We start from the raw sequence: 22,617 nt of genomic DNA, 5'->3' as shown, positions 1-22,617 counted from the left end.
CAGACGGGCCAATTGCATGCGCAAAGGTGGGCGCGGATGGCGCGCGAACTCGACGTCCGTGGGTTTCATGAATTTCGAATGGGCGAGCCGGTCTATCGGTCCGTCTCGTACCTGCCGCTCAATTCACATCGGGATGACGGCGGTCGGGCACTTCGGGCTGACGGCGGAGCGACACTTACTTTTCCCGCAGCGCCCCTCGGGGTCAAGCGAATTCGGGGTGGAGCAGCACGCGGCCGGTGCCCCGTTTTTCCTGGCGACAGGACATCGGGACACCGGCCGGGCCGCGGCGGCCGGGGGCGGCCGCCGCGGCGGGGCGCCGACGCGGCGCGGGAGCACTCAGCCGGCGGTGTGCCGGGTGACGAACGCCGCCATGCCCTCGACGGTGGGGTGCTCGTAGAGCTCCTGCGTCGGCACCCGGACGGCGAACTCCTCGTCGACCAGGGCGAGCAGACGGGTGGCCCGGATCGAGTTGCCGCCGAGGTCGAAGAACGAGTCGTCCCTGCCGACCTCCGGCTGGTTCAGGGCGTCCGACCACAGGGCGGCGAGCTGCCGCTCCAGGTCGGTCTCGGGCGCCGTGAAGCGGCGCTTGGGCCGGTCGGCGGCCGTGTCGGCGAGCAGCCGGGCCACGTCCACGGCGCCCGCCGCGTCCCTCGGGACCCGGTCCACGCGCACCAGGCGCACCGGCACCGGGCAGTCCTGCACGCTGGGCGCGACGGCCGCGTGCACGGCCTCCGCGTCCACGCCGTCGGCGGTGTAGGCGACGAGCAGCTCACCGATCCGCAGCTGTTCCGGAACCAGTTCGTCCACGATCGCCGGATTCCCCAGGTCGAGGCCGACGATCAGGTAGTGGTGCGGGGTCACGATGCTTTCGGTGAACAGCCGCAGACCGTCCGAGGCGTTGATGGAACGGAAACCCCGGCTGCGCGCGGGCGCGTCGGACTGGTTCTGGTTCATGCCGATGCCCGACCACATGCTCCAGGCCAGGCAATGCACAGTGCGGCGGCGCTCGTGATGCCAGTGGTCCGCAAATCCGACGAGGAAGCCATTGGCCGCCGAATACGCGCCGAAGGAATGGCCGCCGAATTCTCCGTTCACGGAGCCGAAGAGCACGAGCGAGGCGTCGGGCCGGGTGAGGAGCACCCGCGCCACCGCGAGGGTGCCCGCGACCTTGGCGCCGTACTGGGCGGCGTACGTCTCCTCGGACTCGGCCGCCACGGTGTGCTGTTCGAGGTCGGCCCACTGCCCCGTGGGGTTGGCCCCCGCCAGGTGCAGCGCGCCGTCGAGCGGGCGCCCCCAGCGGGCCTCGGCCGCGGCGACCGCCGCTTCGAGGGCGGCCCCGTCGGTGATGTCGAGCTGCTCGTACACGACGCTGCCGAGCGCGGAGAGCTCGGCGAGCCGGGCCGCCCTCTCGCCCTCGGCGGGCGACCTGCCGACGAGCAGCAGACGCGCTCCGTAGGCGGCGGCGAGATAGCCCGCGATCTCGTGGCCGATGCCGCCGAGGCCGCCGGTGACCAGGTAGAGGCCGCCCGCGACCAGCGGCGCCGCGGTCGGCGCGGCGTCGTCGGCGACCGGGGCCACCTGCGGCTTGAGGCGCCGGCCCGCGCGCACGGCGACGGTGCCCGTGCTGGTGGTGTCGGCGAGTTCGGCGCGCACGGCCGCCGGCCAGCCGCCGGGGTCGGCGGGCAGGTCGAGCTGGCGGATCACGGTGCGGGGGTTCTCGGCGACGGCGGTCCGCACCAGGGCGGGCAGCGCACAGGTGCCGAGGTCGACGGCGTCGCCCTCGCGCACGTACACCGAGCCGGAGGTGACCAGGAGCAGCGTCGGGTGGCCGAACGTCCCGTCGGCGAGCGCCCCGACGAGGGCGGAGAGCTCCGCCGTCGCCGCGGTGAGCCGGGCGTGCGGGTCGTCGCCGCCGGACAGCGGCGGGGCGAGGACGACGGTGGCGAGCGGGCCGTGGGCCTCGGTCACGGCCGCGAGCAGCCGCCGCAGGTCCTCGCGGTCGTCCGTGCGCGCCGTGAACCGCAGGGGCGCCTGCTCGGCGAAGCCCGTACCGCGGCCGACGGTGATGACCGGCCCCTCGACGCCCAGGCGCGCGGCGTCGGCGTCGTCGGCGATGACGAGCCGGACCCCGGCCCCGGCCGCCGCCGCTGCGGGGTCGGGCAGCTCGGTCCACTGCCGCCGGAACAGCCAGGTGTCCGGCACCTCCTCGGCCGTCTCGCCGCCGATGGCGCGGTCGGCGAAGGTCCCGGCGCGGAAGGCGGCGGCGAGCGCGGCCCGCTGGACCTTGCCGCTGCCCGTCTTCGGGAACTCCGCCTCGGTGACGGGCACAAGGAGGTCGGGCGCGATGCCGACCTCGCGGGGCAGCAGGGCGCGCAGCTCCTCGCTGACCCCGGCGAGCGCGTCGGCGTCCCAGCGCACCGGCACGAAGAAGACCACGAGCTGATCGGAGTCGGCGCCGGGCTCGCGCACCCCGACGGCGGCCGAGAAGGTGACCTTCACGCCCGCGGCCCGCTCCACGACGCTCTCGACCTCGTGCGCCATGTAGTTGATGCCGCGCACGATGATCTGGTCCTTCTTGCGCCCGGCGATCACGACCTCGCCGTCGTGGACGAACGCGAGGTCGCCGGTGCGGAACCAGCCGTCCTCGTCGAACGCCTCGCGGTTGGCCTCCTCGTTGGCGAAGTAGCCGTGCATCAGCGTCAGACCGCGGATGCGCAGCTCGCCGAGGCGGTCCTCGGGCAGCTCCCGGCCCGCGTCGTCGACGATGCGCAGCTGCACCCCGGGCAGGGGGCTGCCGACCGTCGAGAGGACGACCGCGGCCTTGTCGGCCGGGTCGACGTGGCGGACGGTGCCGGTCAGCGAGGCCGGGTCGATGGCGACGGTGCCCGCGGCGTGGTCGTCGCGGTGCTGCTGGGTGTACGTCACGCCGGAGCAGGTCTCGGACATGCCCCACGCCGGGCGCATGGCGTCGGCGGCGAGGCCGTGCGGGGCGAGCAGTTCGAGGAACGCGTGGCTGGTCGAGGCGATGACCGGCTCACCGCCGTTGACGATCTCGCGCAGGCACGACAGGTCCCAGGAGCGGTTGGTGCGGACCTCGTCGGCGTGCTCGTTGACAAGGGCGTAGACGAAGTTCGGCGCCCAGGTGTTCGTCACGCGGTAGCGGTCGACCCAGCCGAGCCAGAGCAGCGGGTCGCCGAGGGCGTGCTCGGTCGTGGCGTTGATGTGCAGACACCGCGCGAAGACGTCACGAACGTTGTAGAAGGCGACCGTGACGTGGTCGAACGGCATGTAGATGAGGCTGATGTCGTCGCCGGTGAGGCCGCAGTGCTGGATCACGGCGAGCGACCGGGCCACCAGGCTGGCGTGGGTGTGGTGCACGCACTTGGGCATCCCGGTGCTGCCCGAGGTGAGCAGGTTGAGCGCCGGGGACGCGGGGGTGGCGGGGAACCAGTCGCTGTCGGGCTCGAAGGCCAGGAGTTCGGCGACGGTGCTGATGCGCACCTCGGGCTCGCCCCACAGCTCGCGCACCCCGGCGAGCGCCTCGGCGGTGGCGTCGTCGGTGAGCAGCACGGGCCGCGCGAGCAGCTTCCAGGCGTTGTGCAGCTTGCGGTTGGTCTCGTTCTCCGCCCGGTACGTCGTGGCCACGCCGACCGGGGTCGGTACGAAGCCGCCGAGCACACAGGCCCAGAACGCGGTCAGGAAGGCCTTGTTGTCGGCGAACTGGAACAGCGCCGCGTCTCCCGGGCGCAGCCCGGCGGCGCGGAGTCCGGCGAGGACCCGCTCGGCGTCGGCGAGCAGCTCGGCGTAGCTCTGGAACACGTCGTCGTGTCCCTTGGTGAGGTAGACCGTGCCCTTGTCGGGGGCGAGCCGGGCCGCCTGGCTCAGCGCCTCCTGGAGGGTGGTCGGCGCGCCGTCGGGGATGAGCACGGGGCCGCCGTCCAGGAGGGCGGGCGCGGCGTCCCCGAGGTCCTGCGCCTCCGCGGCGGGCGGGGCCGCCGCGGGGCGCGGCGCGGAGGCCGTCCGCACGCCCTTGCGGGCCACGGCGACGGCGTCGCCGACTCCGGGCACCGTGAGGGCGGCCGCGGTGATCCGGCCGGTGATGTCGTCGAGTACGCCGAGGGCGTCCGGGCTCGTCATGCGGTCCTCCCCGCCACCGCGCCCAGCATCTTCTCGGCGATGGCCGAGACCACGATGCCGGGCGAATCGAGGAAGTAGAAATGGCCACCGTCGTAGAAGCGGAGCGTGAACTCGGCGTTCGTCTGCTCGCGCCAGCCGTCCAGCGAATCCTTGGGCGCCTGCGGGTCGGTCTCCCCCGCGAGGACGGTGATGGGGCAGTCGAGCGGCGCCTCGGGGGCCGTGCGGTGGCGCTCCCAGAGGCTGAAGTCGGCGCGCAGCACGGGCACCAGGGAGTCCATGACGAACTCGTCGTTCGCGATCTCCTCGTCGATGCCGCCGAGGGTCAGCATCGCGTCGCGGAACTCGTCGTCGGACAGGTCGTGCAGCTGCCGGATCCCGGTCGCGCCGGGGGCGGCCTGCGCGGACAGGAAGAGGTGCTCGGGCCCGGTCTGGCCCTTGGCGCGCAGGGTCTTGGCGAGCTCGAAGGCGAGCGCCGCGCCGCAGGAGTGGCCGAAGAAGGAGTACGAACCGCCGAGCACGGGCCGCAGCGCGTGGGTCAGCACGCTGACCAGCGGGCCGACCTCGCTGAACGGCTTCTCGGCGATGCGGTCCTGACGGCCGGGCAGCTGCACGGCGACCAGCTCGATCTCCGGCGGCAGCAGGGCCGCCCACTCGGCGTAGGCCGTGGCACCGGCGCCCGCGTGCGGGAAGCAGATGAGCCGGTGCCTGCTCTGCGGCTGCCGGGCGCGCCAGATGTAGGGGGTCTCACCGGCGAGTTCGGGGCTCACTATGGACATGCTGGGTTTCTCCCTAGCTCATCTTGCGCAGTCGGGGGCCGCTCGCTGTGACGATCTCGTCCCAGTGGGCTGCCAGTTCGGCGATGGTCTTGTACTGGAATATCGAGCGAAGGGTGAGCTCCACCCCGAGGTCGTTGCGGATGCGGCCGATGAGCCTGGTCGCGAGCAGCGAATTGCCGCCCATGGCGAAGAAGTTGTCGTCGACGCCGACGTTCTCCCGCTGGAGCACCTCGCCGAAGACCCTCAGCAGGAACTCCTCGCGCTCGCTGCCCGCCGCCCGGGCCGGGCGCGGCGCCTCGGCGGCTTCGGGCAGCCGCTTGACGTCGAGCCGCCCGGTGGCGGTCCTGGGCAGCTCGTCCAGGACCAGGACCGCGCGGGGCACGAGCCGGTGCGGCAGGCGCTGCGCGGCCAGGGCCCGCAGCTCGTCGGGCACGATCCGGGCGCCCGCGGCGGTGACGACGTAGGCGACGGGGCCGGTGTCGTCACTGACCACGGCGGCGGCCGCCACGGCGGTGTGGCCCGACAGGACGGCCTCCAGGGCCTGTTGGCCCTCGGTCCGCCCGGTGGAGGGGCCGAGCGGCTCGTACCCGCCGTCGGCGGTGACGCGGGCCCGCAGCCCGGTGCGGTAGAGCCGGGCCCCGGCCGGACCGTGGGGGTCGGCGACGAAGTGCTCGGCGGTGCGGGCCCGGTGCCTGGGGTAGCCGCGCCCGTACTCCCCGGTGAGGTACAGCTCGCCGGTGCCGCCGGGGGCGGTGGGGGCGAGGGAGGGGCTGAGGACGCGGGCGCGGGTGGCGTCGGCGGCGAGCGGGTGGGCTTCCGGCGCGCCCTCGCGGATCTCGACGGCGCGGCCGGCACCGAGCGCGAGCAGGAGCTCGGCGGCGGGCGTGGCGGGGCCCGCCTCGAGGAAGGCCGCGGTGTCGGAGGCGAAGCCGCGCACGTCGCGCAGGAGAGCGGCGTGGGTGACGGCCAGCGCCCGCGGCCGGGCCGTGGCGTCCGGCGCGTGGGTCAGCAGGGCCAGGCGGCCGGGGAGCGGCCGGACCTGCGGGACGGCCGGAGCGGCGTCCAGGGCGTCCAGGGGCACCCGGATGCGGGGCGCGGCGCCCCAGTCGCGGTCGTCGGTCTCCTTGTCGACGATGACGGCGCTCACCGCGGTGTCCCGGACGACGGAGCCGGTCCACTCCGGGGAGTCCTCGGCATCCAGGGGCAGGGCGCAGGCGCCCGCCTTCAGGACGGCGAGCAGGGCGGCCGTGCGGTCCACCGGGTCGACGCAGGAGACGGCCACCACGGAGTCGGGCTCCACGGCGTGCCGCAGGAGTTCACCGGCGAGGCGGTCGGCCCGCTCGTCCAGCTCGCGCCGGGTGATCACTCCGTCGGCGACGAAGGCCAGGGCGTCCGGGTCCTCGGCCACGAGGCGTGCGAAGAGCTGCGGCAGCAGTTCGTCGGCCGCGGCCGGGGCCGTCCGCGAGGTCGGCCGGGCCGTGGCGGCGAGCGCGCCGGACGCGGGGGCGCCCACCGCTCCGACCTTGCTGTGGGGGTCGGCGAGGAAGGCCCGCAGCACGCGGAGCAGCCGCTCCGCGACGTCGGCCGCCCGCTCCCGGTCGAACGCGCCGAGCTGGTACTGGAGCCGCAGGCGGAGCAGCGGGTCCTGCTCGGCCATCACGATGAGCGGGTAGTTCGCTCCCGCGATGTTGCGGAAGCTCGGTACGGGCAGACCGGCCGCTTCGCCGGCGTCGGCGATGGCAGCGTTGTCGAAGGGGTGGGACTGGACCAGGACGAGGGTGTCGAACAGCGCGTCCAGGCCGGTGGCCTCGTGGATGTCGGCCAGGCCGCAGTCGTCGTGGTCGAGCAGGACGGCCTGCGAGGCCTGGAGCTCGGTCGCCACCTGGGCGAGGGTCTTGCCCGGCGCGCAGCGCGCGCGGACCGGCACGGTGTTGATGAACAGGCCGACCGTGTCGGCCACGCCCGGCAGCTCCGGCGGACGGCCGGAGACCGTGGCGCCGAACAGCACGTCGGTGCGGCCGGTGAGCTCGCCGAGGACGACGGCCCAGGCGGCCTGGACGACGTTGCTGGGCGTGCTGCCCGTCTCCGCGGCCCGCCGCACCAGGGCGCGGGCCTCGTCCGGCGTCAGGGCGAGGTCGAGTTCGCCGAAGCCGCTCGCGCCGCCCTCGGCCTCCTCGGGGACGAGCAGGGTCGGCTCGTCGATCCCCACGAGGGCGTCGGTGTGGGCCCGTACCGAAAGCTCGCGCTGTTCCTCGTCGCGGCGCTGGAGGTGGCCGAGGAACTCCTTGAAGGAGGGCGCCTTGGCCAGCGCGGACGGGTCGGCGTACAGCCACAGCAGTTCGCGCAGCAGGATCGGCTCGGACCAGCCGTCGAACAGCACGTGCTGGCCGGTGAGGACCACCTCGGTGCGGCCGTCCCCGACGTGCGCCAGGGTCATGCGCAGCAGCGGCGGCTCGGTGGGGTCGAAGGTCGTGGTGCGGTCCTCGGTGAGGAAGGACTCGAACGCGTCCTCCGCCACGGTCACCTCGCGCCAGGGCAGCGTCACGCCGGAGACGACGAGCTGCACGAGGTCGCCGCCCGCGTCGGGTACGTAGGCGGTGCGCAGGCTCGCGTGCCGGTCGAGGAGTGCCTGCCCCGCCGCCCGCATCCGGGCGGCGTCCACCGGCCCGTCGAAGCCGAAGAGCAGCTGTACCTGGTACATGTCCACGCCGGTGCCGGCCAGCTCGGTGTGGTGCAGCAGACCGGCCTGCAGGGGCGTCAGCGGCCAGACGTCGCTCAGGCCCGGGTACCGCTCCTCCCAGGTCTCGATCTCTCCCTGGGAGACGCTGACCAGGGGCACGTCCGACGGCGTCAGGCCGCCCGCGCCGGGGGCGGCCGCGTGCCGCACCAGGGCTTCGAGCGCCGACTGCCACAGCTCGGCCAGCTCGGTGACGTCCGCCGCGGCGAGCACCCCGGCCGGGGCGCCGAAGACCGCGCCCAGGCGCGGACCTGCCGCGGTGTCGGTGACCATCGCGTTGATGTCCACCTCGCACAGCGCGGGCATGGCCGGGTCGTGCCCGGCGTCCAGCTCGGCCAGCTCGGTGAACTCCGCGGCGTCCGCGGTCTGGGTGAAGCCCAGGCCGTGCAGCTCCTCGGGCATGTCGCCGGTGGAGAAGCGGCCCAGGTAGTTGAAGCCGATCTGGCCGAGGCCGCGCGGGCGCAGGACCTCGGCGGTCTCGGGGTTGAGGTAGCGCAGGAGGCCGTAGCCGAGGCCCTTGTCGGGCAGGGCGAGCAGCTGCTCCTTGACCGCCTTGATGACGGCGCCCGCGGCCCGGCCGGAGGCGAAGGCGTCCTCGACGTCGATGCCGGACAGGTCGAGGCGGACCGGGAAGACGCTGGTGAACCAGCCCACGGTGCGCGAGAGGTCGGCGCCGGGCACCGACTCCTCCTCGCGCCCGTGCCCTTCGAGGCGCAGCAGCGTCGAGGGCTCCTCGACGCCGCGCGTGCGGCGCCAGCGGACCACCGCCATCGCCAGGGCGGCGAGCAGCACGTCGTTGACCCCGCCGCGGAAGGCCGCGGGCACGGAGGTGAGGACGGCCTCGGTGGCGGCGCTCGGGAGCACCACGCGCACCTTCTCGACGGTGGCCTGTACGTCCTTCGCCGGGTCCAGGCGCCGGGCGCCGAGGACCGGGTCGGGTCCGTCGAGGATCGAGGTCCACCGGTCGAGCTCGGCCACCCGCTCGGGCCGGGCCGCCTCCTCCACCAGGGCGTGGGCCCAGCGCCGCACCGAGGTCGCGGGGGCCGCGAGGCGCGGGGCGGCGCCGTCGCGCACCTGCTTCCAGGCGGTGGCGAGGTCGGGCATCAGGATCCGCCAGGAGACGCCGTCGACGACCATGTGGTGCAGGCCGACCAGGAGCCGTCCGGGGCCGGTGGGCGGCTGGAACCACACGAACTGCGCGAGGGCGCCGGCCGCCGGGTCGAGGCGCTCGGCCAGGTCCTGGAGTTCGGTCACGAGCAGGGTCCGCCAGGACTCGCCGGACCACTGTCCGTCGCAGGACACGGTGCGGATCAGCGGGTCCGCGTCGACGGTGCCGGCCGGGGCGACGAGCAGCCCGTCGGGCAGCAGCCGCGCGCGCAGCAGGTCGTGCCGGTCGAGGACGGCCGTCAGGGTCGCGGCCAGGCCCTCCCGGTCGATGTCGTGCGGCAGTTCCAGGACCACGGCCTGGAGCAGCGAGTCGAAGCCCGCGCCGTTCTCCAGGATCCAGTGCGCCACCGGCATGAGCGGCAGGTGTCCCACGCCGCCGCCGTCGAGTTCGGCCAGGACGGGGCCGCTCTCGCCGGTGTCGGTGGCGGCGACGCCCGCCAGTTCGGCCACGGTCCGGTGCTCGAACACCTGCCGCGAGGTGACCAGGAGGCCGTGGGTCCTGGCCCGCGACACCACCTGGATGGACTGGATGCTGTCGCCGCCGAGGGCGAAGAAGTCGTCGTCGACGCCGACGCGTGCCTGGCCGAGGACCTCGGCGAAGACACCGGCCAGGACCTCCTCGGTCCCGGTGCGCGGCGCGCGGTAGGCGGTGCTGGTGAAGTGCGGCTCGGGCAGGGCGGCCCGGTCCAGCTTGCCGTTCGGGGTCAGGGGCAGCCGGTCGAGCACCATGAGCGCGGCCGGAACCATGAAGTCCGGAAGTCCCTTGGCCACGAACTCGCGCAGCTCGGCCGGGAGGTCCGCTGCGTCGGGCGCGGGCGCGCCGTCCTGGGTCAGGACCACATAGCCGACGAGCTGCTTGGCGGTGTCGCCGCCGCGGCCCTCGCGGGCGATCACCGCGGCGTGCGCCACCGCGGGGTGGGCGAGCAGCGCCGCCTCGATCTCGCCGAGCTCGATGCGGAAGCCGCGCACCTTTACCTGGTGGTCGGCGCGCCCCTGGTACACGAGGTCGCCGTTCGCGTCGCGGATCACCAAGTCGCCGGTGCGGTACATCCGTTCACCGGCCGGGCCGAAGGGGCAGACCACGAACCGCTCGGCGGTCAGGCCCGGCCTGCGCAGATAGCCGCGGGCCACACCGGGGCCCGCGATGTACAGCTCGCCGGGGACGCCCGGCTCCACCGGCCGCAGCTCCGCGTCAAGCACATAGCCCGCGAAGCTGTCAAGGGGCTGCCCGATCGGCACCTCGGCGTCCGGGTCCCGCGTGGGGTCGACCCGGTGGCTGGTGGCGAAGACCGTGGTCTCGGTCGGGCCGTAGCCGTTCACGAAGACGGTGTCGGGGCAGGCCGCCATGGCCTGGGCGACGGCCTGCGGCGAGACGCGGTCGCCGCCCACCCACACCTCGCGGAGCCCGGTCAGACAGTGCGCGTCCTCCTCCACCAGGAGGTTGAAGAGCGCGCTGGTGATCCAGACGGCGGTGACGTCGTGCCGGGCCACCTGCTCGGCGAGCGCGGCGGGCGTGAGGTCGGGCGAGGGGTCGACGACGACCGTGCCGCCGTTGAGGAGCGGCACCCAGATCTCGTAGACGGAGGCGTCGAAGGCCAGCGGCGAGTGCAGCAGCATGCGTTCCTGCGCACCGCCGCGCCAGCGCTCGTCCAGGGCCAGGGCCGCCACGTCGCGGTGGGTGACGCCGATGCCCTTGGGCCGGCCCGTCGACCCGGAGGTGTAGATCACGTACGCGAGCGCCAGCGGGTGCGCGGCGACGGCGGGCGCCGCGCCGGTGGCACCGGTCAGCTCCGCCACGTCCACGGCAGGGCACGAGCCGGACAGCCGCGGCGCGGTGTCCCCCGCGCTCAGCAGCAGGACGGGGGCCGCGTCGCCGAGCATCAACTCGACGCGCTCGACGGGGTAGTCGGGGTCGAGCGGCAGATAGGCGGCGCCCGCCCTGAGCACGCCGAGGAGGGCCACGACGGACTCCGCGGAGCGCGGCAGCGCGACCGCGACGAGGGACTCCGGCTGTACGCCGCGCCCGGCGAGGCCCGCGGCCAACGCGGCGGACCTGGTGTCGAGTTGGCCGTAGGTCAGGGTCTCGTCCCCGCAGACCACGGCGATCGCGTCCGGAGTCAGCCGGGCCTGCTGGGCGAACAGCTCGAGCACCGTCGTGTCGAGGATCCGTCCGGCCGCCCCGTCCCTACTCGTCAGCGGACGGTTTCGCTCCAGCGGAGCATGCACATCCATCACCCCACACAGACAAATGGATCGAAGAAGTGGTTCAGATCAAGCCGCCGCCCGCGGTGACCGGGCGGGGAAATATCCCCGGGCGTACCGCCGCCGGTGAATTCCAGACGCGCCGCCCAAGCCTCCCGGCCTGCGAACACACCCTCATGCCTGCGGCCTGCCGGGGTCAAGCAAAGAAGAGTCCCTGGCAGGGCGTTGCGCGGCGGCCCCCGTGTCCCGTCTACAGGACATCCGAATGGCGCCTGGCGATGCCACTCGGGAGCACGGCGGACACGGACCCGAGCAGGCTTCACGGAAAGCCGCGGAAGAGCAATCCCCGGGCTTGTCCGGGAGCATGTCCCTTACGTTTCCTGTGAGTTGCGCGGCGGGGTCGCGCGGGCATCCACGAAGAAGAGCCACAGGCATCCGCGCAGAAGAGCCGCGGGCATCCGCGAGGGAGAGCGAAGGCCTTGCGCAGCGGCGGCCGAGCGCTATCCGCTGTCCCTGTTCCGCACCGCTTTCCGGACCGCTGCCGCACCGCGTCCGGACCGCTGCCGCACCGCTTCCGCACCGCGCGGACGGATCCCCGCTCTCCCCCTCCGTGGCGTACGAAACCTCCGCGGCGCGAACGCCAGCAATTCACCGGCCCACCCGCACGCGATTCCCCGGGGCGACGCCCGCACGACGCCCCCGTGTCCCGTGGACAGGACATCCGAGATGTCGCGAAGCGGTCTTGTCAGGCACTCTTTCCCTGCTTGACCCCGGCAGGCCGCAGGCGTGAGGGTGTGGCAGCGGGCCGGGAGGCCTGGGCGGCGCGTGCGGAATTCACCGGCGGCGGTACGCCCGGGGATATTCCCCGCCCGGTCATCGCGGGCGGCGGCCCGATCCGAACCAGTTCTTCGATCCATTCGTCCGTGCGGGGTGAGGGACGTACGCGATCCGTCCGGGCTGCTCGACGCCGGGGCGATCCCGTGTCCGGCCGACCGCCCCGCAGCACGCACCTCTGTGGAGTTCTCATGGCGACGGCAGTGATCAGCGGCGGCACCCGGGGCATCGGACTGACGCTGAGTCTGCGGCTCAGCGCCCTGGGCCACCGGGTGCTCGCCCTCTACCGGAGCGACGAGACCGCGGCCAAGGAGGCGGCCGAGGCGGGCGAGGGAAGCATCGTCCCCGTCCGGGCCGACGTCGGGCGGCCCGCGGAGGTCCGCGAGGTCTGCGCGCGGATCGTCGAGGAGCACGGCGCCCCCCGGATCCTGGTGAACAACGCCGGGGTCAACCGCGACCGGCCCTTCCTCTCCCTCACCGAGGAGGACTGGGACCAGGTCGTCGCGACCAACCTCTCCGGGCCGTTCCACCTCAGCCAGGCCCTCGCGCCCGCCATGATCGAGGCGGGCGGCGGCTCCATCGTCAACATCGGCGCCACCACGGCGATCCGCCCGCGGGCGAACGGCGCCAACTACTGTGCCAGCAAGGCGGGGCTGCTCCAGCTCACCAAGTGCATGGCCCTTGAACTGGCTCCGCACATCCAGGTCAACGCGCTGCTCCCCGGATTTACCGACACCCCAGAAGTCACCGAGCGCTACCGGCTCGACGAGCCGGAACGACGCGCGGCCGTCATCGACTCCATTCCACAGCAGCGGATCGGCACCCCGCAGGACATCGCCGACGCTCTCGAATTCCTTGTGACCTCGCGGTCCTCCTACATCACGGGTCAGCAACTGATCGTGGACGGCGGACACTTCATGGGGTGAATCCCCGGCGCTACCTCACGTACGCGCCCACTACGTGAATTCCCTTCGCATAAGGAGCGAAAGAAGAATGCGTCTGACTCAGGAGCAGTTGGAGCAGTACCACGAGAACGGTTTTCTGCTGCTCGATTCCCTGCTGGACGAGCGCGAGGTCGACTCCCTGCGCGCCGCGTTCCAGAAGGACTGCGAGACGGAGGGGCCGCACCGGATCATCGAGGACGGCGGCGAGGAGGTGCGCGCGGTCTACTCCTCCCACCTCCGGCAGCCCGAATACGCCCGCCTCATGCGTGATCCGCGGGTGCTGGTCCCCGCCCAGCAGCTGCTCCCCGACGACGTGTACGTCTACCAGTTCAAGATCAATGCCAAGCCTGCGTTCGGCGGCGACAAGTGGGCCTGGCACCAGGACTTCCTGGCCTGGCAGATCTCCGACACCCTGCCCGCCCCGCTCCAGGTGAACGTGGGCGTCTTCCTCGACGACGTCACCGAGTTCAACGGTCCCGTCATCTTCCTGCCCGGCTCGCACCGCGACGGGCTGGTGCACGAGGGGCGCAAGAGCGAGCGGAAGTCCTCGCAGCACCTCGACCCGGACGACATCTCGCTCTCGCCGGAGCAGCTGGCCGAACTCGTCGACCGGCACGGCATGGTCAGCCCGAAGGGACCGGCCGGTTCCGTGGTGCTGTTCTCCCCGGAGATCGTGCACGGCTCGGCCCCCAACATGTCCCCCTTCGCCCGCCGTCTGCTCATCGCGACGTACAACGACGTCTCGAACCTGCCGAGCTGGACCGGTGAGCCGCGCCCCGACTACGTGGTGTGCCGCGACTCCGCCCCGCTCGCCCCGCTCGACGGCTCCTTCCTCGACGACCTCGAGGAGGCGGCCGTATGACCGGGCGCACCGGCCGCGCGGTCGTCCTGGAGGAGTTCGGCAAGCCGCTCGCGCTGCGCGAGTACCCGCTGCCCCCGGCCCCGGAGCGCGGCATGATCGTCGCCTGTGGCTACGGCGGCATCTGCGGCACCGACCTGCATCTGCACCAGGGCCACCTGCCGATCCCGACCCCGCTGGTCCTGGGCCACGAAGGCCTCGGCGTCATACGGGAGTTGGGCGAGGGCCTCACGCACGACGCCCTCGGCACCGAGCTCAAGCCCGGCGACTCCGTCATGTGGGCCTCGTCCATCGCCTGCGGGACCTGTCCGCCGTGCCGGATCCACCGCGAGCCCACGCTGTGCGAGAACCGCCGTACGTACGGGGTCAACCGCTCCACCGTGGCCGGGCCCGAGCTGTCCGGCTCGTGGGCCGACCACATCGTCCTGCAGGAGGGCACCACCGTCGTCAAGGCGGCCGAGGGCGTCGACCCGCTCGCCGCGATGTCGCTGGCCTGCGCGGGCCCCACCGTCGTGCACGCCCTGTACGAGCGGCGCCCCGTGCGGCTCGGTGAGGTCGTCGTCGTCCAGGGCAGCGGCCCGGTCGGCCTCGCGGCCGCGGCGTTCGCCCAGATCTCCGGGGCCGCCAAGGTCATCGTCATCGGCGGCCCGGCCGAGCGCCTGGAGGCGGCGGCGCGGGCGGGCATCGGCGACGTCCACCTGAACATCGCCGACGCAGGCGACCCGGACGACATCCTGAACGAGGTGCGCGCGGCCACCGGCGGCCAGGGCGCCGACCTCGTCATCGAGTGCGCGGGTGTCCCCCAGGCCGTCGCCCAGGGCCTGTACCTGGCCCGCAGGGGCGGCACGTACCTGGTCATCGGCCAGTACACGGACGCCGGCGACACGCTGGTCAACCCGCACCAGATCGTCTACCGCCAGCTCGACGTGATCGGCTCCTGGGCCTTCACCGGGGCCCACCTCGTCGAGTACGTGCGCCTGCTGCCCACGCTCGCCGCCCGGTTCGACCTGGCGAGCCTGGTGACGGCCTTCCCGCTCGACCGGCACGCGGACGCCCTGGCCGCGGTCGCCGACGGATCGGTGATGAAGGCGGTCCTCACGAGCTGACCCGCGCTCGCACACGGGCGGCGCCGCCCCCGCCGGCCCGCGCGTGCGCGGGGCGCCGGACCTCCGCTCCACCGCGGCCGGTCCGGCGCCCCGTTCCCCCCACACACGAAGAGCCGTATCCCCCGGCCGCCGGAAGGCGGCCGGGGGATACGGCTCGTGCGGTGCGCGGCGGTGACGGGGTCAGGCCTCCGTCACCGTGATCGCCTGGGCCGGGCAGGCCCGCGCGGCCTCGACCACGTCCTCCTCCAGGTCCGCGGACGGCCGCCCCTCCAGGAGGAGGACCCGGCCGGTCATCTCGTCCTGGTCGAAGACGTCGGGGACGGTCAGGACGCACTGGCCCGCCCCGACACAGGACTGTTCATCGACGGTGATGTGCACGATTTCTCCGTTCGGCTCCGGGCGGTTCCGGCTCATCCGTGAGAGGGGTCCGGCCGCCACGACGTTCGTCTCCGCCGGTCCCGTCGACGGGACAGACGAAAAGGGCGCGGCCGGGCTTTGTCGAAATGACGCGTGTCGAATTGACGCGGCGCGCGTCGCGCATCGAGATCGGACCCGGCACTGCGCACGCGGTTGTTCCGAGGAACACCCGGAACTATGGCACGGCGCGGACGGTCCCGACAGACTCGAACCACGCTGGACGAACAAGGAGTAGGCACGCATGAATCCGTTGTCGCTCGCGCAGCGCCGACTGTGGCTCATTCACCGAATTCACGGCCCGTCGGCCATGCACAACATTCCGCTGGTACTGCGGATGACCGGGCCGCTGGAAAGGGCCGCGCTGGGGCGCGCCGTCAGGGATGTCGTGACCCGTCACGAAGGCCTGCGCACGCTCTGCGCCGAGGACACGGAGGGAGTTCCCGGCCGGTACGTGGTGCCCGTGTCCGAGCTCGACCTCGACGTTCCCCTGGTGGAATCGGAGCCCGAGCGGATTTCCGATGCCGTCGCGGCACAGGCGTCCCACCGCTTCGACCTGACCACGGACATTCCCGTGCGCGCCGCCGTCATACGCTGCGCGCCCGAAGACCACGCACTGGTCGTGGTGGTCCACGGCATCGCCGCGGACGAGGAGTCGCTCCGGCCGCTGGCCGAGGATCTGGCGGTCGCTTATGCCGCCCGCCGGGAAGGGGCCGCGCCCGACTGGACGGACGCGCCGGTTCCCTATCCGGATTTCGCCCTGTGGCAGCGGAAACTCCTCGCGGAGGAGGACGGCCCGCGGGGTGTCCACGCGCGCGACACCGCTTTCTGGCAGGCCGAGTTGGCGGGCGTGCCCGCTCCCCTGCCGCTGCCCGCCGACCGGCCGCGCCCGCCGGAGGCGAGCCACCGCGCGGGCCGGGTCCCGCTGGTCGTGGACGAGGGCCTCACCAAGGCGGTGACGGTCCTCGCCGAGCAGCGCGGGGTGGGCACCGACGCGGTGCTGCGCGCCGCCCTCGCGGTGGTGCTCCACCAGCTGGGCAGCGGCGCGGACATCCCCATCGGCTGCCCCGCGGCACGGCGCCCCGACGCGGCCTGGGCACACTGCGTGGGCCCCTTCGACGACACCTGGGTGCTCCGGGCCGACCTGAGCGGCAACCCGGCCTTCACGGACCTCCTGGAGCGGCTGCGCGGCAAGGCCCTGGCCGCGGAGGCCCACCGCGACCTGCCGTTCGCCTCCCTGGTGGACGCGCTGGCCCCGCAGCGGTCCCTGGCCCACCACCCGCTGTTCCAGGTGGCGTTCGACCTGCGCGAGGCCCCGGGGCCCGCCGTCGCGCTGCCCGGCCTGACGGTGACCGCGCGGACGGCGGTGCCGGACAGCACCCCCTACGACCTGTCGCTGCGGCTGCGCACCACGGCTGACGGTTCGGAGATCCACGGCACGGTCGCGTACGCCACCGATCTGTTCGACCCCGCGGGCGCGGAGTACCTGGCGGCCTGCTATCTGCGCGCGCTGCGGCACGTGACCGCGGAGCCCGGGGTGCGGGTGGGCGCGGTCGACGTCCTCGACGAGGCCGAACGGCGGCGGCTGCTCGTGGACTTCGTCGACACCGCGGCCCCCACCCCGCCGGTGACGATCCCGCAGCTGGTGGCGCCCCAGTTCGCCGCGGCCCCGGACGCCGTCGCCGTGGTCTGCGGGGACGTGTCGCTGACCTACCGGGAACTGGACGAGCGCACCGACCGGCTGGCCCGTACGCTGCTCGCGGCGGGCGTCGGCCCGGAGTCGGTGGTGGGCCTGGCCCTGCCGCGCTCCGCCGACCTGGTGGTGGCGCTCCTCGGCATCCTGAAGTCCGGCGCCGGGTATCTGCCGATCGACCCCCGCTACCCCAGCCGCCGCCTGGACCATCTGCTCCAGGACGCCGCCCCCGGCCTGATCCTCACCGACGCCGAGACCGCGCGGTCGCTGCCGGAGCACGCCATCACCTGCCTCCTGATGGAGACCCTGGGTCTGGACGGGCCCGCCGACGACGAGCCCGGGGCCCGGCCCGCGCGGCCGCCGCTGCGCCCGGACAACCTCGCCTATCTGATGTACACCTCCGGCTCGACGGGCACCCCGAAGGGCGTGGCCATCTCGCACGCCAACATCGTCAACGGCGTGCTCCGCCTCGCCGCCACCGTGCACATGCGGCCCGGCGCGCGGATGCTGGCGAGCAGCTCCATCAACTTCGACGTGTCGGTGTTCGAGGTGTTCACCGCGCTGAGCACCGGCGCCACCGTCGAGGTCGTCCGCGACGTCCTTGAGCTCGGCGAGCGCGGGCGGTGGTCGGGCACCGTCCTGCACACCGTCCCCTCGGTCTTCGCCGAGGTGCTCGAACAGCTCCAGGGCCGTCTGACGGTGGACACCGCGGTGTTCGCCGGGGAGAAGCTCACGGCGGCCCTCGCGGACAAGGTGCGGACGGCGCTGCCGGACACGACCCTGGTCAACGCCTATGGCCAGACGGAGAGTTTCTACGCCACCACGTACACCGTCCCCGACGGCTGGCGGGGCGCGGGCGGCGTGCCCATCGGGACGCCGCTGGGCAACATGCGCACCTACGTGCTCGGTCCTGGCCTCGTCCCGGTCCCGCAGGGCGTGGTGGGCGAGCTGTTCGTGGCGGGCGCGGTGGGCCGCGGCTACCACGCCCGGCCGGGGCAGACCGCGGAGCGGTTCCTCGCCGACCCGTTCGGCCCGGCGGGCGAGCGGATGTACCGCACCGGCGACGTGGCCCGGTGGAACGCCGACGGGCAGCTGGAGCTGCTCGGGCGCGACGACGGCCAGATGAAGCTGCGCGGCATCCGCATCGAGCCCGCCGAGATCGAGTCGGCCCTGGTCACGCACCCCGACATCGCCCAGGCCGTGGTCGCCCTGCGCCCCGCGGCGGGCTCGGGCGCCGGTGCGCTCGTCGCCTACGTCGTGCCGGTCGAGCCGGGCGGTGAGGCGGCGGCCGGGCTCACGGCGCGGGTGCTGCGCCGCTACGTGGCCGACCGGCTGCCCACCTTCATGATCCCGTCCGCGTTCGTGGTGCTCGACCGGCTGCCGCTGGCGCCGAACGGGAAGCTGGACCGGGCCGCGCTGCCCGCCCCGCGCCGAGGCGCGGGCAGCGGCGGCGACGGGGACGGTGACCACGGCAGGACGCCGCGCACCGAGCGGGAAGGGGCCCTGGCCGCCCTGTTCGCCGACGTGCTCCAGCGGGAGGGGGTCGGCGTCGACGACCACTTCTTCGACCTCGGCGGCACGTCGCAGCTCGCGGTGCGCCTGAGCGTACGGGCGCACGCGGAGCTCGGCCTGCGGGTGCCGGTGCGGGCGGTGTTCCTGGCGCCGACCCCGGCGCTGCTCTCCGACCACCTCGACTCCGTGTAGCCCACAGACGTGGCAACGCCAGGGCCCCGCCCCCGGATCTCGGGGGCGGGGCCCTGGCGTTGCCGGCGCCCTGGTGGGGCGGCGGCGGTCAGGAGGCCTGTCCGGCCAGCTCCCGTTGCCGCTCGTGCTCGGCCGTGGTGACCGGCATGCTCCGGGTGGCGTGGCGCAGGAACGGCGGGGCCATCATCGAGGTGATCACGGCGATCAGCACCACGATGGTGTACGTGGCGGTGGTCAGGACGCCGAGGTTGAGGCCGACCGTGGCGATGACGATCTCCACGACGCCGCGGGCGTTGAGGCCCGCGCCGATGGCGAGGCCCTCCCCGTGGTCGAGCCGGCTCATGCGGGCGCCGAGGTAGCCGCCCGCGAACTTCGCCAGGGTGGCGACCAGCAGGGTGACCACCGCGGCGAGGAGCACCGTGGGCCGGGTCAGCGCGCCCAGGTCGACCTGGAGCCCGGCGGTGGCGAAGAACAGCGGGGCGAGCGTCGACATCACGAAGGTGCGCATGGAGTCCAGCGAACGGCGGGCGGAGACGCCGAGGGAGCTGATCACGATGCCGCAGAGGAAGGCGCCGAGGATCGGCTCCATGTCCAGGGCCAGCGTGCCGGCGGAGGACAGCAGGATCATCACGGCGATCGCGGCGACGCTGACGTCCGACTGCGGCGAGCGGTCGGTGTACTGCAGCACCTTGCGGGCCACCGGCCGGGCCACGAGGACCGTGCAGGCGAGGACCAGGATCAGATAGCCGACGGACTCCAGGACCAGGCCGGTGTGCAGGCCGCGGGTGGCCATCGCGGCGACGATCGACAGGAGCATCCAGCCGACGATGTCGCTGATCGCGGCCGCGCCGATGATGAGCTGGCCGACGTTGCGGTGCAGCAGGTCCATGTCGAGCAGGGTCTTGGCGATCACCGGGAGCGCGCTGACCGCGATCGCGACGCCGACGAACAGGGCGAAGGTGCCGCGCTCCGCGTCGGGGGCCATCAGCGACTGCGGCATCAGGAACCCGAGGCCGATCCCCAGGGCCAGCGGCAGCAGCACGCTGGCCGCGCTGACCACCCCGATCACCCGGCTCTTGCGGCGCAGCAGCCCGACGTCGATGTGCGCGCCCGTGATGCCGACGAGGAGCAGCACGCCCAGCTGTCCCACGGCGGCCAGGAGGTGCATCTGTGCCACGTCGTGCGGGAGCAGCCAGTCGCGCAGGTCGGGCAGGAGGTTGCCGAACACCGACGGGCCGAGGAGCACGCCCGCCGACAGTTCACCGACCACACGGGGCAGGCGGAGCCAGGTGGCGAGCCTGCCGAGGAGGATCGCGACGCCCAGCAGCAGTCCGACCTGGAGCAGGAAGACCAGCATCTGATGGTGGCTGATCGCGGGAAGAGGCGCTTGGGACAGCACCATCGTGATTCCTTTCGGATAAGGACTGAACGGTCGCCGCCGCGCGGCGGCGAGGGGAGGAGCGAAAGGAGCGGGCGCCAGGGGGGAATCACGGGGGACGGGCGCCCGGGGAAGAACGTGCGGGGACGGGCGCGGGGTACGGGCGGCGGCGGACCGCCGAGCGCTACGGACCACCGAGCGCCGCGGGCCGCCGAGCCCTGCGGGCCACCGGCCGGGCGGCCTCAGCCGCGGGCCAGCGCCTCCAGGACGTGCTCGGCGACGGCCGCGGGGTTCGTGGCGGACAGCAGGTGCCCGCCGGACAGGGACGCCACCTCGCAGCGCCCCCGGGTGTGCGTCGACCACGCCTCCAGGCGGGTGAGCGCGGTGTCGCCGGTCCCGGCGAGGACCGTCAGGTTCCCGGCCGCGGCGCTTCCGCGGACCAGGTCGATGCACGACTGGGAGAGGAAGAGGTCCGCGCGGATCAACGGGTAGGCGCTCTGGGCGAGTTCGGGGTCACTGATCACTTCCGGGGGGATCTCGCCGCCCATCGCGCGCAGCGCGGCGACCGCGGCCTCGATGGTGTCGAGCTCCTCGGTCCTGATGCGGCCGCGCACCGAGGGCGGGGAGTTGGACGCGGCGAGCAGCAGCGGGGGCCGCTCCTGCTGGAGCACGTCGGCCACGCCCAGGGCGAGGTAGGCGCCCAGGCTCTCGCCGTACAGGGCGTCGAGCGGAGCGTCGATGCGGGCGACGAGGTCCGCGACGGCCTCGGCGGCGTCGGTGAGCGGGGTCTCCTGGTAGCGGCGGCCGTGGCCGGGGAGTTCGAGGGCGTGGAAGGTGACCCGGTCGCCCAGCTCGCGGCGCAGCCGGCGGAAGTAGCCCGCTCCGCAGCAGGACGGCGGTATGAAGGCGACCGCGGGTCTCGACGTACTGGGTGTGGTCACGGTGCTGCTGTCCCCCGGGGATGGTGATGGAAGGTGCGGCGCCCCGCGGGGACCCGGAACGGCGGCCCCGGTGGAGCGCTCAGGGTGACGACCCGCGGCCTGTCCGGCCGCGGGTCGTCGTCCCGTCACGGCGCGCCGCTGATCCGCGGCGCGGCCCGGCTTACGCGGGCAGGTACTTCGTGCCGCGCAGCGTCTCCGTGGCGATCTTGTTGTGACCGAACTCGTCACGGCCGCGGGCGAGGACGGCCGACCACTTGTCCAGCGAGATGTTCCCGCCGTACTCCTCGATGTGGTCGGTGCCGGGGTAGATCTGCACCGAGGTGGGCACGTAGCGGGTCGCGAAGCCCATGCGGTAGTTCTTGCCGGTGGCGATGTTCGGCAGCGAGGCGTGCATCAGCGTGGACCAGAAGATGATGCACTGGCCCTTCTCCATCTCGAAGGCGACCGCGTCGTCCTCGTTGGGCTTCCAGTTCGGGTCCTTCTGCAGCTGCCGGTAGTCGTAACCGAAGAAGCCGCGCGGGACGCCGTCCTTGACCTCGGAGTTGATGCGCCCCTCGTTGTAGTCCATCTGCTTGGTCTCGTCGTAGTTCATCTGGTGGTGCGTGCCGGGGATGACCTGCAGGCAGCCGTTCTCGCGGTTGGACTCGGTGAACGCGGTCCACACGGTGAGCGTGCCGGCGCCGAACGACTCCTCGGACTCACCGGGCCACAGCAGCTGCGGCTTGCCGCTGGCGTTGGCGAACGTGTCCGCCTGGTGCCAGTCGGTGCCCTCGTCGCCGGGGTACTTCGGGAAGAACTCCGAACGCCAGCACAGCAGGTCCGGGCCGAGGATCGAGGCGACCCGGTCGGTGATCCGCTGGTTCATGACGTGCCGCGCGAGCAGGTCGACGTCCAGGTGCCGGTCGTAGTTGAAGATGTTCGGGGCACCGACGCCCTTGTCCACCTCCGGGTACGCGGCGTGCGACCGGTCCAGCGTCTCGCGCTGGACGGTCTTCCACAGCTGGTCCATCTCTTCGGGCGTGTAGATGGTGAGCGGACCGATGTAGCCGTTCTTCTCGAAGAACGCCAGTTCCTCGTCCGACAGCGAGAACTCCGTACGCACGGGGCTGCTGGTCATGTCTGGTGACTCCCTTACTTACTGGTCGGCTCGGTGGTGATCGGCTGCGCGGCGAGGAGTGCCGCGGCCAGGGTCCCGTCGTACGTCGTCTTCATGTCGAGGGAGATGCCGAACGAGTCCCCGAGGAAAACATTCAGCTTCGAGAAGGTCAGCGAATGGCCGCCGATGTCGAGGAAGTTGTCGGAGCCGCTGATCTCCTGATCGTCCAGCTCGGCACGCAGCCACTTCAGAGCCGATTGCTCCACATCCGCTGCACTCACTGTGCTGGCTTCCTTTTCGTTAGTTGCTGAACCCTGCATGGGAGCGCCCTTCTTTCGGTCTCTCTGTGCGGTGTGAGCGGTCCTGTAGCCGGCGCGCCCCTGCGCAAGGCGAATGCCGGAAGTCCGAATGACAGTCGTACGGCGTGCGCGCAGGAACCAGGGGGTGCCGGGGCCGACAGGCGACGGACCGTCCCACCGATCGACGGACCCTTTACGAACGGAAATTTCCGTCAGCGGATCCGCCGCTTCGAGGCAGACCGCGTGTATCGTCAAACGTTCTGGTTCCTTTTCCCGGCCGAGCGTAATCCCATTTCCCCACGCGGCTCCAGGGTCCGGAACTCGGCAGGC

12 protein-coding genes are annotated in these 22,617 nt (G+C 73.1%); 4 read left to right on the top strand and 8 right to left on the bottom strand.

The annotated features are described in order from the left end of the window. Window positions 1-336: 336 nt before the first annotated feature. Genes C9F11_RS31535 through C9F11_RS31525 form a run of 3 tightly spaced genes read right to left on the bottom strand, consistent with a single transcriptional unit; the run spans window position 337 to window position 11,049 of the window. Window positions 337-4,137 carry an SDR family NAD(P)-dependent oxidoreductase gene (locus C9F11_RS31535; RefSeq protein ID WP_138962441.1) on the bottom strand — a complete coding sequence of 1,267 codons (3,801 nt, stop codon included), beginning with the start codon at window positions 4,135-4,137 and terminating at the stop codon, window positions 337-339. After that, window positions 4,134-4,913, bottom strand: a complete 780-nt coding sequence (locus C9F11_RS31530) for an alpha/beta fold hydrolase (protein WP_138962440.1) — start codon at window positions 4,911-4,913, stop codon at window positions 4,134-4,136. Before C9F11_RS31530 ends, C9F11_RS31535 begins: the two co-directional genes overlap by 4 nt. Before the next feature lie 13 nt (window positions 4,914-4,926). Next, window positions 4,927-11,049, bottom strand: coding sequence for a non-ribosomal peptide synthetase (locus tag C9F11_RS31525; protein WP_138962439.1), 6,123 nt, complete (start codon window positions 11,047-11,049; stop codon window positions 4,927-4,929). Between the two features lie 995 nt (window positions 11,050-12,044). Here C9F11_RS31525 and C9F11_RS31520 point away from each other — a divergent pair. The 3 genes from C9F11_RS31520 (at window position 12,045) to C9F11_RS31510 (ending at window position 14,762) form a co-directional block, all read left to right on the top strand. Beyond that, entirely contained in the window at window positions 12,045-12,779 is a 735-nt protein-coding gene (locus tag C9F11_RS31520; protein ID WP_138962438.1) for an SDR family oxidoreductase, read from the top strand. A gap of 67 nt (window positions 12,780-12,846) precedes the next feature. Continuing rightward, window positions 12,847-13,659 (top strand): phytanoyl-CoA dioxygenase family protein, encoded by an 813-nt coding sequence (locus C9F11_RS31515; RefSeq protein WP_138962437.1) that lies wholly within the window; start codon window positions 12,847-12,849, stop codon window positions 13,657-13,659. Continuing rightward, complete coding sequence (locus C9F11_RS31510) at window positions 13,656-14,762, top strand: zinc-binding dehydrogenase (RefSeq protein ID WP_138962436.1); 1,107 nt, start codon at window positions 13,656-13,658, stop codon at window positions 14,760-14,762. The genes C9F11_RS31515 and C9F11_RS31510 overlap by 4 nt, the downstream gene beginning before the upstream one ends. A 180-nt stretch (window positions 14,763-14,942) precedes the next feature. Here C9F11_RS31510 and C9F11_RS31505 read toward each other — a convergent pair whose 3' ends face one another. After that, window positions 14,943-15,140, bottom strand: coding sequence for a ferredoxin (locus C9F11_RS31505; protein ID WP_138962435.1), 198 nt, complete (start codon window positions 15,138-15,140; stop codon window positions 14,943-14,945). Window positions 15,141-15,420: 280 nt separating this feature from the next. Here C9F11_RS31505 and C9F11_RS31500 point away from each other — a divergent pair, with 280 nt between their 5' ends. Beyond that, window positions 15,421-18,573 (top strand): non-ribosomal peptide synthetase, encoded by a 3,153-nt coding sequence (locus C9F11_RS31500; RefSeq protein ID WP_138962434.1) that lies wholly within the window; start codon window positions 15,421-15,423, stop codon window positions 18,571-18,573. An 88-nt stretch (window positions 18,574-18,661) separates the two neighbouring features. On the opposite strand, the gene C9F11_RS31495 is transcribed toward C9F11_RS31500, so the two are convergent. From C9F11_RS31495 to C9F11_RS31480, 4 genes are all read right to left on the bottom strand, one after another. Then, window positions 18,662-19,975: a cation:proton antiporter gene (locus tag C9F11_RS31495; RefSeq protein ID WP_212767842.1), complete on the bottom strand. Its 1,314-nt coding sequence runs from the start codon at window positions 19,973-19,975 to the stop codon at window positions 18,662-18,664. Window positions 19,976-20,193: 218 nt separating this feature from the next. Next, window positions 20,194-20,892: an alpha/beta fold hydrolase gene (locus C9F11_RS31490; RefSeq protein WP_171075888.1), complete on the bottom strand. Its 699-nt coding sequence runs from the start codon at window positions 20,890-20,892 to the stop codon at window positions 20,194-20,196. A gap of 160 nt (window positions 20,893-21,052) precedes the next feature. Continuing rightward, complete coding sequence (locus C9F11_RS31485) at window positions 21,053-22,009, bottom strand: chlorinating enzyme (protein WP_138962432.1); 957 nt, start codon at window positions 22,007-22,009, stop codon at window positions 21,053-21,055. Between the two features lie 14 nt (window positions 22,010-22,023). Continuing rightward, entirely contained in the window at window positions 22,024-22,542 is a 519-nt protein-coding gene (locus C9F11_RS31480) for an acyl carrier protein (RefSeq protein ID WP_138962431.1), read from the bottom strand. Window positions 22,543-22,617: the final 75 nt, after the last annotated feature.

This window comes from Streptomyces sp. YIM 121038, from assembly GCF_006088715.1.
Classification (GTDB): Bacteria; Actinomycetota; Actinomycetes; order Streptomycetales; family Streptomycetaceae; genus Streptomyces.
The sequence above is the reverse complement of the archived record's forward strand: the minus strand, read 5'-3'. Positions and strand labels throughout refer to the sequence as shown.